General features: G+C 69.4%; 10 protein-coding genes. 6 read left to right on the top strand and 4 right to left on the bottom strand.

The genetic code is table 11. From position 1 onward, the window contains the following. Positions 1 to 66: 66 nt before the first annotated feature. From AC3EO4_RS30685 to AC3EO4_RS30670, 4 genes are read left to right on the top strand one after another with little or no spacing between them, the layout of a single operon-like run. On the top strand, positions 67 to 201 hold the full coding sequence (locus tag AC3EO4_RS30685) for a hypothetical protein (RefSeq protein ID WP_358129965.1): 135 nt from the start codon (positions 67 to 69) through the stop codon (positions 199 to 201). Positions 202 to 210: 9 nt separating this feature from the next. Further along, positions 211 to 1,014 carry a glycosyltransferase gene (locus tag AC3EO4_RS30680; RefSeq protein ID WP_431898827.1) on the top strand — a complete coding sequence of 268 codons (804 nt, stop codon included), beginning with the start codon at positions 211 to 213 and terminating at the stop codon, positions 1,012 to 1,014. Next, positions 1,011 to 2,132 carry a glycosyltransferase family 4 protein gene (locus AC3EO4_RS30675; RefSeq protein WP_431898826.1) on the top strand — a complete coding sequence of 374 codons (1,122 nt, stop codon included), beginning with the start codon at positions 1,011 to 1,013 and terminating at the stop codon, positions 2,130 to 2,132. Before AC3EO4_RS30680 ends, AC3EO4_RS30675 begins: the two co-directional genes overlap by 4 nt. Before the next feature lie 19 nt (positions 2,133 to 2,151). Further along, positions 2,152 to 6,207 carry an alpha-(1->3)-arabinofuranosyltransferase domain-containing protein gene (locus tag AC3EO4_RS30670; protein WP_431898825.1) on the top strand — a complete coding sequence of 1,352 codons (4,056 nt, stop codon included), beginning with the start codon at positions 2,152 to 2,154 and terminating at the stop codon, positions 6,205 to 6,207. Here AC3EO4_RS30670 and AC3EO4_RS30665 read toward each other — a convergent pair. Continuing rightward, positions 6,131 to 7,279: an acyltransferase family protein gene (locus AC3EO4_RS30665; protein ID WP_431898824.1), complete on the bottom strand. Its 1,149-nt coding sequence runs from the start codon at positions 7,277 to 7,279 to the stop codon at positions 6,131 to 6,133. The two genes, AC3EO4_RS30670 and AC3EO4_RS30665, sit on opposite strands and share 77 nt — an antisense overlap. Beyond that, complete coding sequence (locus AC3EO4_RS30660) at positions 7,276 to 7,986, bottom strand: class I SAM-dependent methyltransferase (RefSeq protein WP_379577208.1); 711 nt, start codon at positions 7,984 to 7,986, stop codon at positions 7,276 to 7,278. The genes AC3EO4_RS30665 and AC3EO4_RS30660 overlap by 4 nt, the downstream gene beginning before the upstream one ends. Before the next feature lie 155 nt (positions 7,987 to 8,141). On the opposite strand from AC3EO4_RS30660, the gene pgfA reads away from it, so the two are divergent. Continuing rightward, complete coding sequence (gene pgfA / locus AC3EO4_RS30655) at positions 8,142 to 9,053, top strand: cell envelope lipid trafficking protein PgfA (protein ID WP_379577210.1); 912 nt, start codon at positions 8,142 to 8,144, stop codon at positions 9,051 to 9,053. A gap of 687 nt (positions 9,054 to 9,740) precedes the next feature. Here pgfA and AC3EO4_RS30650 read toward each other — a convergent pair. Then, on the bottom strand, positions 9,741 to 10,997 hold the full coding sequence (locus AC3EO4_RS30650; protein ID WP_379577212.1) for an ArgE/DapE family deacylase: 1,257 nt from the start codon (positions 10,995 to 10,997) through the stop codon (positions 9,741 to 9,743). 39 nt (positions 10,998 to 11,036) lie between these two features. Then, positions 11,037 to 11,870 carry an MBL fold metallo-hydrolase gene (locus AC3EO4_RS30645; protein ID WP_431898823.1) on the bottom strand — a complete coding sequence of 278 codons (834 nt, stop codon included), beginning with the start codon at positions 11,868 to 11,870 and terminating at the stop codon, positions 11,037 to 11,039. Between the two features lie 184 nt (positions 11,871 to 12,054). Between AC3EO4_RS30645 and AC3EO4_RS30640 the strand changes: the two genes are divergently transcribed. After that, positions 12,055 to 12,957 (top strand): LysR family transcriptional regulator, encoded by a 903-nt coding sequence (locus AC3EO4_RS30640; RefSeq protein WP_431898822.1) that lies wholly within the window; start codon positions 12,055 to 12,057, stop codon positions 12,955 to 12,957. The last annotated feature ends 31 nt before the right edge of the window (positions 12,958 to 12,988 follow it).

The following is a 12,988-nucleotide window of genomic DNA, read 5'->3' as shown; positions in this document are numbered from 1 at the left end:
AGTAGCAAGAATTGGTTCTAACTTTGTGACGGCCACCACATCTGTCCGTCCGAGGAGGAGCCCCCCGTGATCAAGATCCTCTTGGCCGCGATCATCGGCGTCGCCGTGGCCGCACTGGTTGCGACGGTCACCACCGTCTCCCTCACCGGCGCCACTGCCACGCCGGTCAACAAGCCGCTCTACAACTACGGCGACCGGTAACCGGCTGCCATGCCGCCCTCCCCCCGAGGGGACGAGAGGACGAGCCGAACACCACTGCTTGAGATCGTCATTCCTGCGTTCAACGAGGAAGAGCGACTCCCCGGGGGCCTCCTGCAGCTGTGCGCGAAGCTTGCCCGCATGCCGTTCCCGACCGCCGTCATCGTCGTCGACAACAACAGCACGGACTTCACCTCCGAAATTGTCAGTGCCTGGCCGCAGGGCGCGGTCCCGGTCCGGCTCATCCACTGCGCCACCCCAGGCAAGGGGGCCGCGGTGCGAGCGGGATTGCTCGCGACCAAGGCGTCGCTGGTCGGGTTCTGCGACGCGGACATGGCGACCGGCCTCGACGCCCTGGACGCGGCCGTCGGCCTGCTGATCGCCGGTGAGCAGGTGGTCATCGGCTCACGTGCGCACGCCTGCTCCGACGTGGAGAACAGGCACAGCACCGCGCGCGAGCTGGGCGCCGTCGGGTTCCGCGCGCTGGCCAGGATGATCGTGCGCGGGGTGAGCGACACGCAGTGCGGCTTCAAGTTCTTCGACGGCGCGCTCGTCAGGCAGGCCGTAGCCGGGCTGCGCACGCCGGGGTTCGCCTTCGACGTCGAGCTGCTCGCCCGCTGCGTGGGGCTGGGCGCGGCGGTGCTGGAGATCCCCGTCCAGTGGCGGGACGTGCCCGGCTCCCGCTTCTCGCTTGCCAGGCACGGCGTCGGCATCCTGCTGGAGCTCGGCAGCATCTGGATACGGCTGCGGGCGGAGTCACGCGCGGGCGCGGAGCCAGCCTGGGACCCGCTGCTCAACCCCATCGGATACCCGTGATCCCTGCGGAACTGTCCGGTCGGCGTATCGCCGTCGTCAACTGGCGTGATCCATGGCATCCCGCCGCCGGCGGCGCGGAGACATACGCCTGGGAAATGGCCACCAGGTTCGCCTCCGCCGGCGCCCGTGTGCACTTCGTCACCGCACGGGCGCCGGGGCAGAAACGGGCGGAGACCATCGACGCGGTACGGCTCGCGCGCATGGGCGGGACGTTCTCCGTCTACATCCTGGTGCTGTGGTGGCTGCTGCGCAGGCGTGGCCGCTTCGACGCGGTGCTGGACTGCCAGAACGGCATCCCGTTCTTCACGCCGTGGGTGCTGCCCCGCCGTACCGAGGTCTTCTGTGTCGTGCACCATGTCCACGACCGGCAGTTCGCCGTGCACCTGCCGCACTGGCTGGCCGTGCTCGGGTGCTTCCTCGAAGGGCCGGTCTCCCGGTGGACCTACCGCCGGTGCGCCAGCGTGGCCGTCTCGCCGTCGACCGTGCTGGCGATGCGGGAGCGTCTCGGCTGGACCGGTGCGATCCACATCGTGCCCAACGGCGTCTCGCTCGCCACGCGGCCACGGGAGCCGCGCAGCCCGTCGCCGCGGCTGGTCTGCGTGGGCAGGCTAGTCGCGCACAAGCGGGTCGACCTGCTGCTCGACGCGGTCGGCGACCTGCGCGAGCGGTGGCCCGACCTGACCGTGGACATCATCGGCAGGGGACCGGAGGAGGAGCGGCTGCGGGCCAGGCTGCCCGAAGGCGTCACCTTCCACGGCTACCTGCAGGTGGGGGACAAGGAGCGGCTGATCGCCGCCGCCTGGCTCCAGGTGAACGCCTCGCAGGGGGAGGGCTGGGGGCTGTGCGTGCTCGAGGCCGCCGCGCTGGGCGTGCCGACGGTGGCCTTCGACGTGGACGGGCTGCGCGACGCGGTACGGCACGGCGAGACGGGCTGGCTGTTGCCCGAGGGCACGGAGCTGGCCAAGGGCATCGCCACCGCGCTGGACGAGCTGACCGAAACCTGTAGCGACAGATGCCGGGAATGGGCTGCTGGGTTCGACTGGGACCACAGCGCCGAGCGGCTTGCCCGCCTGCTGCTCGGCCTGCCCGTGAGCTCCGGTTGGGAGGACGGCCCGTGAGCTCTGGTCGGGAGGAAAGGTGAGCGAGCGGGCACGGCACCGGCTGTGGCTGGTGATCTGCTTGCTCGGCTTCGCCGTGATGTCGTTCACGACCAGGCCGGGCAGCATCATCTCGGACACCAAGATCGACCTCGCGCTGAACCCGATCGGCTTCCTTGAGCGCGCCGCCTTTCTGTGGGACCTGCAGCACTTCGGCCAGCTGCAGAACCAGGTGGCCGGCTACCTCTTCCCGATGGGGCCGTTCTTCGCGCTCGGCGACCTGGTGGGCATGGCGCCCTGGGTGACCCAGCGGCTCTGGCTCACGCTGCTCCTCTGCGTGGCGTTCCTTGGTGTGGAACGGCTGGCCAGGCAGCTCGGCATCGGCGCGCCGGCCACCAGGATCGTCGGCGCACTGGCCTACGCCCTCGCGCCGCGGACGCTGTCGATCATAGGTGAGACCTCCGCCGAGTGGCTGCCCGCGGCGATGCTGCCGTGGATCCTCATCCCACTGCTGACCGCGTCGGAGACCGGCCAGCGGGCCAGGGCCGCCGTCAGGTCCGGGCTGGCCGTGGCGCTGTGCGGCGGGGTGAACGCGGTCGCCGTGCTCGCCGTCCTGGTCGCCCCGGTGATCTACATCCTCAGCCGGCCCCGGCCGGTGCCCCGTTGGCGGATGCTCGGCTGGTGGGCGGCCGCGGTCTCGCTGGCCACCCTGTTCTGGTGGCTGCCGCTGCTGCTGGTCGGCCGCTACGCGTTCTCGTTCCTGCCGTACACCGAGACCTCCTCGGTCACCACGCAGGTCACCTCGCTGACGAACGTGCTGCGCGGCGCCGCCGACTGGGTGCGCTACCTGACGGTGAACGGCGTGACCACGCAGCCGGTCGGCCATACGATCGCCACCTCCACCGCGATGATCGTGGTCACCGGCGTGCTCGCCGCGCTCTGCCTGGCCGGGCTGGCCCGCCATGACCTGCCCGCGAAGGGCTTCCTGATCGTGCTGTTCCTGGTGGGCACGGCCGCGATGGCAGCCGGGCACGTGAGCGCCCTTGAGCCCGTCGTGGCCGAGCCCGTGCGATGGCTGCTCGACGGCCCGCTCGCGCCGCTGCGCAACCTGCGCAAGTTCGACCCCCTGGTACGACTGCCGCTCGTGCTCGGACTGGCCCACCTGCTGACCATGGTGCGCCTGCCCCGGCCGAGGCCGGCGCTGCGCTCGGTGACCCTGGTGGCGTTCGCCGCGCTCGTGCTGCCGGCCTTCAACCAGGGGCTGGCCGCGCCCGGCGAGTTCAAGGACGTGCCGACCTACTGGCGCGAGGCGGCCGCCTGGCTGAACAAGAACGCCGGCGACGACGGCGTGCTGGTCGTGCCGGGCGCCAAGTTCGGCGAGTACCTCTGGGGCAGGCCGATGGACGACCCCATGCAGCCGATGTTCACCGCGCGCTGGACCACCCGGCAGGTGACCGCAGCGGGCTCGGTCGGCCTGAGCCGGCTGCTCGATGCGATCGACCAGCGGCTCGCCGCGGGACACGGCTCGCAGGGGCTGACCGAGGTACTGCGCAGGATGGGCGTGCGCTACCTGGTCGTCCGCAACGACCTCATCCGGGCGAACCTGGAGGGCGCCTGGCCGGCCCGGATCCACGAGGCGCTGCTCGAGTCGCCGGGCATCACCAAGCTGCGGTCGTTCGGCGGCGAGGTGGGCGACGGCTTCACCGACGACGTGATCGACTCGGTGGACTGGCCCTTCCCCGCCCTCGAGCTCTACGAGGTGACGGGCAACGCGCCGATGGTCGGCGTGCAGTCGGCGGGCGACGCGCTACGGGTCACCGGCGGCCCCGACTCCCTGCTCACCATGGGCGATCTCGGCCTGCTCGGCGAGGGGCCGGTGCTGGTGAACGGTGACGCCGGCCGCCGCGAGGCCCCGACCGTGGTGACCGACGCGCTCCGGCTGCGCGAGAGGAACTTCGGCGAGCTCAGATCCAACTGGACGCAGACCCTCACCGCGGACAGGCGCGAGGACTTCACCGGGGTCAGAGCCCTGGACCTGCTCGAGGACGGCTGGCTGGAGAACACCGCCACCGCCGAGTTCGACGGCGTCTCCGCGGTCACCGCCTCCTCCTCCGTCGCGGACGCCGACGCCGTGCCCGGCCTCAGCACCACCGGCCGCAGCCCATGGGCGGCCATCGACGGCGACTACGAGACGAACTGGGAGAGCGGCGGTTGGACCAGCCCGGTGGGTGAGTGGCTCCGCGTCGACCTGCCCAGCCAGCGCGAGATCCCCGGCCTCAAGGTGACGTTCACCGACAACGTGCTGCTCGGCCAGTCGCCCCGGCGGGTGGCCGTGGAAACCGAGGCTGGGCGGCTGGTGCAGGACGTGCGGCGGACGGACGAACCGCAGCCGCTGCGCGTGCCCGCCGGGGCCACCAGCTGGGTGCGCATCAAGATCGTGGCGACCGTGAGCCCTACCTGGAGCTTCGTCCAGCGGGTCGGCATCACCGAGATCACCATCCCGGGGGTGCTGCCCGGTCGTACGATCAAGCTCCCCGACGAGCGCGGCGACGCGTACGTGATGGACCGCGGCCTGGATGAGCGCCCGTGGTGCATGCGCAACCAGGCACGCTGGATCTGCAACCCGCTGCTGGCCAGGCCGGGCGAGGAGGGCGCGAGCTTCGACCGCACCTTCACCGCCGGGGCGGCGATGAAGGCGGAGGTGCGCGGATCGGCCGTGCTGCGCGACTCCACGCTCGTCGACCGCTACACGCGGCTCACCGGCGACCTGCCCGCCGTCACCGGATCCTCCCAGGTGGCGAAGGACCCGGTAGCCGCGCCCAGGTCGGCCTTCGACGCCGACGCCTCCACCACCTGGATCGCCTCCCCGAGCGACCCCGAGCCCACTCTCACGATTGACTGGAAGCGTCCGCACCGCGTGTCCCAGATCCAGATCGCCCGGCCGGGCGGCGACAAGCAGCCGCTCGACGTGATCGTGACCGGCGACAAGGGAGTGGCCCGAGGCAGCAGGGTCGAGGCGGGCGGCCACTTCAGGTTCGCGCCGATGACCACGCGCAAGCTCAAGATCCGCTTCTTTCCCACGTCGCGGCGGCTGCAGGTCACCGAGCTGCTCATTCCCGGTATCGCCCCCGCGAGCCGGCCGGAGGGCATCCCGTTCGGGCTGCCCTGCGGGCAGGGGCCGCGGTTGCACGTGAACGGCACCACCATCGAGTCCCGCGTCACCGGCACCTACGCCGACCTGCTCGAGCAGCGGCCCGTGCGGTTCACCGGCTGCGCCAAGGCGCCCCTCGCCGCGGGGGACAACCGGGTCAGGGCCGCAGGCTGGGAGCCGTTCGCGGTCTCGAACCTCGTGGTCGGCGCGCTCGCGCCCGCACCCCCGCGGGAAGCGGGCTCGGCCGTGATGGGCGCCTGGACGGGGTCCACGCGCGAGGTGCGGGTGAGCGCGCCTCAGGACTCCTTCCTCGTCGTCAACGAGAACTTCAACGAGGGTTGGCGGGCCACCGTGAACGGGCGGACGCTGACCCCGGTCCGCCTCGACGGCTGGAAGCAGGCCTGGGACCTGCCCGCGGGCACGGATGGCATCGTGCGTCTGGAGTACGCGCCCGACCGGCCCTACTGGCTGGCGCTCGCCCTCGGGCTGGCCTGCATCGGCCTGCTCGGGCTGCTCGGTCTGCTGCTGCGCGGCCCGCTCCCCGAGAACGTGCGACAGAGCGCACCGGCCGGCGGCGCACGCCTGTCCCGGTGGCGCGTGCCGTACGTGATCGTGCTCGGGTTCGGCTTCGGCGGCTGGACCGCGGGTTGGCCGGGCATGCTCGTGATGCTCGCCGCCACCGTGATCGTGCTCTGGGCACGCGTACGGCGGGCGCGGGCGCTTGCCTCGCCGTGGACAGCCGCCGGGCTGTTCGGCGCCTCGGCGGTGTCGATGGCCGTGGGGCAGGCGCTCGATGCCGGGTGGCTGACCGATCAGGTGCCGCAGCTGGTCTCGTGCGCGGCCATGGGCGCGCTGTTCGGGCAGTTGGTCACGGACCCGGAGGGGCCGGCTGCGGCACCGGAGCCTCAGGGAGCTGACCGGCAGGTGCTGACCGGCGCCCGCTGAGCCGCTGCGCGCTCTCCTCGACGAGGTGGTGGCTGGCGATGCTCACCAGGATCGTGCCGACGAATGTGAAGACGGCGACCTGCACGAAGTTGCCCGCGAACGGGGCACTGCCGGTGACCTTGTAGAAGAGCGTGATCACCGCGGCGTGCCAGAGGAACACGCTGTAGGAGATGCGGCCGAGATAGGCGGAGACCGGGTTGCCGAGCACCCGGTACCTGAGCGTGCCGTGCCTGGGCGCGAGCGCGAACGGCGCGACGACCAGCACGGCCACCGTCGCCTCCAGCACCATCCGCCACAGCGACTGGGACATGGTCGGCAGCGTCAGCGTGCGCGGCCCGGCCAGCTCGGTGCTCAGCACCGCATAGAGCAGCACCGCCAGGACCAGCAACTGGGAGGCCAGCGCATCGACCACCTCCGACTGCCTGATCCAGACGGACAGCACCGCCATCGCCATGCCGGCGGCGAAGAAGATCAGATGGTACGGCAGCCACAGGGCCAGTTGCGGCTGGTCGTAGACGTGGCTCAGCACGACCGTGGCGATCGAGACCACCGGCAGCACGGCGATGCCCGCCAGCAGCCTGACCGGCCGGTTGCCGCCGCGCGCACAGCGGCCGAGCAGCCAGGCGAGCACGGGCAGCGCCACGTAGAACGCCATCTCGATGGGCATCGTCCACATCTGGTACAGGCCGTCGGGGGCGCGGGTCTGCTCGGTGTAGTTCTGGAGCAGCAGCAGCCATTTCGCCCAGCCGTAGACGTCGAGCGAGCTCCACGCCCACAGCGCGACCGCCGTGACCACCCAGTAGGCGGGCATGACCCGCAGCACGCGCCGCCACAGATACCTCCCGGCCTTCGGCGGGTCGGTGTCCTCGATGACCGCCTCGGCCCACGGCCGGTAGAGCAGCAGCCCGGACAGCAGAAAGAAGATCGGTACGGCGATGCCCAGCCGGGCCGCCATCCAGGCGAACATACCGTCGCCGTAGATCACGCCGGTGTTGCCGCCCACATGCAGCAGCCACACGCCGAGCGCGGCCAGCCCGCGGATGCCGTCGAGGGCGGCATCCCTGTTCTTCACTTGCGTTTCCTGAGCACCAGCACCAGGTTCCACGTGGCGAACTCCCTGACGATCGGGATCTTCAGCATCGGGCGGTACCACCACGGCAGGTAACGCGGCAGCGCGTCGACCAGCTCGACCTCGGGGGTGGTCCGCGCCCAGCGCAGGCCCGCGGCGACGGAGACCGGATAGAGGCTCGCGCCGTAGCGGTTCTTGGGCGGCTTGCCATGCTTGTCGTGATATTTTCGGGCAGCTCGTTCGCCGCCCAGGTAATGCCAGGGCGAGGTCTCGTGCCCGCCCCAGGGCGACAGCCAGTTGGTGTAGGCCAGGAAGATCAGGCCGCCGGGCTTGGTCACCCTGACCATCTCGGAGGCCATCCGCCACGGCTCAGGAACGTGCTCGAGCACGTTGGAAGAGAAGCACACGTCCACGCCGTCGTCCAGGAACGGCAGCTCGAGCGCGCTGCCCAGCAGCCCGCCGCCCGCCAGTTCACCCGCGTTGACATCGACGCAGACGCACCGCGCGCCGTGACGGCGGAACTCTGTGGCGAAGTAGCCTGGGCCGCCGCCCACGTCGAGCACGACCTTGCCGTCGAGGTCGACGTGCTCCATGAGCTGCGCGGCCGTGTCGGTGGCCAGTGTCGTGTAGTAGGCCCGCTGGTCGGCCTGCTCCGACCGGAACGCGCGGAACAACCTGATCGACCGCGCCAGGTCCGCACGCATAGGCATTTTCTCCGCTTCCATAGGCGAACCCACGATAGAACCTGTTTCTATCGATTTGATTGCGGCTCCATACCGGCCAGTGACGCATGTCACTCATTGTCATACTTTGTTGCCGGATGCTCGGACATTACATAACAGGTTCTAGATCGCGGAGGCCTTGGATGGGTCGCATCTCCACGCTCGTTCTCATCGGGGTCGGCGCGTTCTGTATCGCGCTCGCGCCGCTGCTCAAATTCTGGGCGGCAGAAAAGATCATCGCCGCGCCGGCGGACCAGTACGGCATCTCGCGACTGCACGCCGCGGGTGCGCAGTACTTCTCGACGCAGGACCTGAAGGTGCTCACGGCCGACCTCGACATCATCGTCACCACCCAAGGTGACGTGAAGGAGGCCACCGAGAACCGGGTCGTGTGGAACGAGGGCACGGTGGTCAACGACATCACCAACAGGCGGCCGCAGATCGACATGTCCGAGCGGCGCAGCGCCTTCGACAAGTACACCGGGGTCGGCGTGAACTGCTGCGGCGTCAACATCCAGAAGACTCCGGTGCAGCTCGAGGGGCAGATCTACAAGTTCCCGTTCGACGTGGAGCGGAAGACCTACAAGGTGTTCAACTCCAGTGCCCGGAAGGCCTTCGACGCCCGGTTCGTCCGCGAGGAGAAGGTGAACGGGCTGCCCGTCTACGTCTTCGAGCAGGACGTGCCGCCGACGAAGGTCTCGACGCGGAGCGTGCCCGCCGCCGTGCTGGGCATGACGCAGACCGGCGAGGTCCAGGTGGACCGGTGGTACGACGGGAAGACGACGTACTGGATCGAGCCGGTAAGCGGGGCGCCGGTCCGCCAGGAGCAGCAGCGGCACGAGGTGCTCAAGACTCAGGACGGGGTGGAGCGCTCGGTCGCCTTCGTCGCCACCGCCAAGATGACGGACCAGACGGTCAAGGACCTGGTCTCCACCGCGGAGAAGAGCAAGAGCCAGATCAACCTGCTGCGCAACATCATCCCGCTGGTGCTGCTCATCGTCGGGGTGGCCCTCGTCCTGGCCGGCGTTTTGGTGGCCCGCCGCCGGGCCGCCTGAGCATTCCTTCTGGAAGGGGCCCACGCCTTAGTGGGCCCCTTCTTTCATGCCCGCCGGCAGTCGTCGCCGTACCTAATGAGAACGAGTTCTAGAAATTTGTTACCCGCCAGTACAAGTATAGGTTCCAGAGTAGAACGCATTACAGTTTTGTGGGCGCGGGTCGCCCTGTACGGACCCGCGCCACGGACCTGTTCGGAATCGAGCCCGCTACCTTCGTTGTCAGCCGAGCTGGAGTCATGGGCGTCCTCCGCGCCCTCTTCTTACCGAAGTGCTGGAGCTGGACCTCGAACGGATCGACGACCACGTGGGCGGCGACCGCGGTTCGGGTGGCGGTCCTGTGGACGTCGCACGCAAGGGCGTCCGCGGTCCAGACGTCGACCAGCCTCACGTCCGCGCGATGGAAGGCCAGGACGGGGCTCGTCCGGATGGCCGTGCAGGTTGGGGACGGCCGCATGCCGTACCAGGAGCTGATTGAGACCTTCGATCACGGAGACGGCGCGTTCCCCCGGTCGACGGCCGGCTCGTTCACCAGAAGGACGGCGCGCTGCACGTGCCGCTCGACATAACTGTGGCGGCGTGCCGCTGGAGCGGATGGTCACAGTTGCCCCGGCAGGGCAGGTGACCGGGATGGGCGTCCAGGTCGATGGTGGCGCGCCGCCGCGGTCGGCGGTCTCGCGTCCCGACCGTTCAGCGCTCCCCACAGCGTCGCACGGCGAGCACCGCGAGAGCGCGGGTGGTCTCCCTCAACTCCCGCAGGTCGACCTGCTCCCTGGGCGCGTGCGCGAACCGCACGTCGCCTGGTCCATAGTGCAACGACGGAATCCCTCCCGCCGTGTACAGCCGCAGGTCGCTTCCGTACGGCGCGGCCCCCGCCGCGGGCGTGCCCCCGGTGGTGTCGACCACCGCCCTGGTGATCTCGTCGAGCAGCGGATGATCCGCCGCCAGGCTTCCGCTCGCGAACTGGCCGCCTGGCCAAGAGACGGCGGGCGGGTTCGCCCGGAGCCATGGATGGTCGATTGTCTGGACCGCCTCCTCGAACGCGGCGCGGGCGTCGGCGGGGTCCTCATCCAACTGCACTCCGATCCGGCCCTCGGCCACCAGCAGATCCGGCACGCTACTGGGCCAATCTCCGGCGCGTACGGTGCCGATCTCGATCGGATAGGGCAGGGCGTTGCGGTCGAAGACGGCAGGCGGCCTGATGTTCCGCCTCGCTTCCAGCTTCCTGATCGCTTCGAAGACGGGCCAGAACATCTCGACGGCGCTGACGCCTTCCTGCCGGGTGGCACCATGCGCTGCCCGGCCGGCGATCTCGACGCGGAAGGTCAACGCCCCCGCGTTGGCGATGATCACCTTGCCGCTGGTGGGCTCGGTGATGACCGCGGCCTCGCCGGTGTGGCCCCTGGCCAGGGTGGCGAACGCACCGAGGCCCCCGTCCTCCTCGCCCACCACGCAGTGCACGGCCATGGGGCGGGCCAGCCGTACCCCCGATCTTTTCAACGCACGGACCACGGCAAGGTTCGCGATCAGGCCTGCCTTCATGTCACACGTGCCCCGGCCGTGGAGCGTGTCTCCGGTGAACCTCGGCGTGAAGGGGGCGCCCCCTTCCCACTGGGCCAGATCGCCTGTGGGGACCACGTCGACGTGTCCCTGCAGGATGAGGGCGGGCCGTCCCTCTCCCTCGGTGACGCCGACCACGCCGTACCCTTCGACGCGTGGCGCCTCGGTTCCGGGGAAACCGTCCATGCTCTTCAGCGCGGCGAGGTCGAGTTTCCAGAGGTCGACGTCGAGGCCGGCCTCGGTGAGCAGGCGGGCGCACCAGTGCTGGAGCTCGGACTCGGCGGCGGTCCCCGTGATGCTCGGGATCCGCACGGCCTCGGCCAACAGGTTCACAACCTCGGCGTCGTCAATGGCATCCAGGACGCGCGCTTCAGACGTGCTCACCATCTCATCTCCTTCCTGCTGATCTTTGCTCATGTACGAGAATCACACCCGGACGAACGGATCCGTCAGATGCGAGGTGGCGAGCCATGCGCCACGCAAACGCGCCTGCTCGAGAAGGGCGAGGCGGGCGGCGCGGGCGGCCTCAGGGGCGTCATCGAAGAGGTAGGCCACTCGCGGTGCGACCAATTGCAGTGCGTTCAGTACGGCATCGCCCGAGAACAGGACCGCGTCGTTGCCCGATTGCAGGAGGGCCGAGGTGTGGCCGGGCGTATGACCGGGCGTTGGCACGGTGGTGACTCCGGGGCCGAGCCGTACGCTCTCCTCGACCAGATCGAGCTGCCCCGTTGCGGCCAATGGCATCAGGATCGCCTCACGTACGCGCGGGTTGAGTTTTTCCACAGCGTCATGGTCGGCCTTGGGAACCACGTAACGGGCGTTGGGGAAATAGGGCCGGCCTTCGACCACCGACCAACCAACATGGTCGGAATGCAGGTGTGTGAGCAGCACCACGTCCACGTCGTCGGGGGCCACTCCCCATGACGTCAGGTTCTCGGGCATCCGCCCAGGTGTCGGCGCCCAGGCCGCCGCGGGCGCGTTCGCAGGACCGATCCCGGCGTCGATGAGGATGGCGCCGCCCTCACGGGGACGTATCAGGAACGCGTGAAAGTGCAATCGCCAGCGATCGTCAGGGAGAAACGCATCCGGATCGAGCGCTGCGGCCGAGGCCAGGTCGGTGGCGCCGGCGTCAGGGAAAGCCGACGAGAGCGGCTCGAAGAATGTGCCGGCTCCGTCACAGAGAGCATGGACAACGCACGTGCCGATTCTCCGGGTCCGTCGCCTTTGCGTGTCGAAGGCTTCTGATGCTGGGTGGTGCACGATGACATTCCTTCCTTAGCGGCCGACGTGGCGCGCATGTCTCCTGCGCCAGAGACCCGTGTCCGGCACTGCCAGGCCCAACCGGGCGGTGGCGTACCCGAGACCCGACCGCCAGGCCAACTATGACCGGCCTGTCTTTGCCAAGTCCAGCTACCTATATTTTCAATGCTTTTAAGATGTACTTATGCTTGATGTGAACCGGCTGGTGCTGCTGCGGGATCTGGCCGAATACGGCACCGTCACCGCCGTGGCCGGCATCCACAGGGTCACGCCGTCGGCGGTATCCCAGCAGCTGCGGGCGCTGGAAGCCGAAGCGGGAGCTGAGCTGCTGATCAGGGAAGGCCGCACGGTCAGGCTCACCGCTGCCGGCGTCGCTCTGGCCGCCGAGTGCGAGCATGTGCTGGCCGCGCTGGAACGCGCCCACAGCACCGTCCGGGCGCTGGATGATCAGATCAGCGGCGACTTCGTCATCGGCTGTTTCCCGAGCGCGCTGAATCACATCGCGATCCCACTCGCCGCCGCACTGCACGAGCGATACCCGCGGCTACGTCCCCGCATCATCGAAGCCGAACCCGAGGAAAGCCTTCCCCTCCTCAAACGACGTGACCTCGACCTGGCGGTGATCTACCGATACAACCAGTTGGGCATCCCCCTGCCCGCTGGCGTGACGATCCGCCACCTGTTCGACGATCCCCTGGTGCTGGCCGTACCCGAACGACTGCGCTCAGCGGTCGAACAGCAGGGACCCGCCGGTGTTCGGGAATTTCCCTGGATCGCCAGCCCGGAGCCGAGCCGGTGTCGCCAGGTCTTGCTGCACACGTGCCGCAGCGCCGGGTTCACCCCCGTGATCGAGCACAGCTTTCGCGACCTTCGCGCGGCGTTGTCCCTGGTCTCGACCGGGCTCGGGGTGATGATCCTGCCAAGGATGCTCTGCGGGGATCGGCCCGCGGGAACGGCGATACTGCCCCTGCCAGGGGCGGGACGTGTCATCGAAGCAGCCATCCGCTCGGGCACCGATGCACGCCCTAGTGTGACCGCGGCCTTGGCCACGCTCGACACTCTCTCCGCGGTCAGGGGCCTCGACTAGCTTCGGGCACGTCACCCGGGCGACGGTCAAG

This window comes from Nonomuraea sp. bgisy101, assembly GCF_057708945.1.
The sequence above is the reverse complement of the archived record's forward strand: the minus strand, read 5'-3'. Positions and strand labels throughout refer to the sequence as shown.

What these genes read in the sequence shown, in the direction of transcription:
- AC3EO4_RS30680 (WP_431898827.1), top strand. Translation starts at nt 211, where the DNA reads ATGCCGCCCTCCCCCCGAGGGGACGAGAGGACGAGCCGAACACCACTG.
- AC3EO4_RS30660 (WP_379577208.1), bottom strand. Translation starts at nt 7,986, where the DNA reads ATGCCTATGCGTGCGGACCTGGCGCGGTCGATCAGGTTGTTCCGCGCG.
- pgfA (WP_379577210.1), top strand. Translation starts at nt 8,142, where the DNA reads ATGGGTCGCATCTCCACGCTCGTTCTCATCGGGGTCGGCGCGTTCTGT.
- AC3EO4_RS30650 (WP_379577212.1), bottom strand. Translation starts at nt 10,997, where the DNA reads ATGGTGAGCACGTCTGAAGCGCGCGTCCTGGATGCCATTGACGACGCC.
- AC3EO4_RS30640 (WP_431898822.1), top strand. Translation starts at nt 12,055, where the DNA reads ATGCTTGATGTGAACCGGCTGGTGCTGCTGCGGGATCTGGCCGAATAC.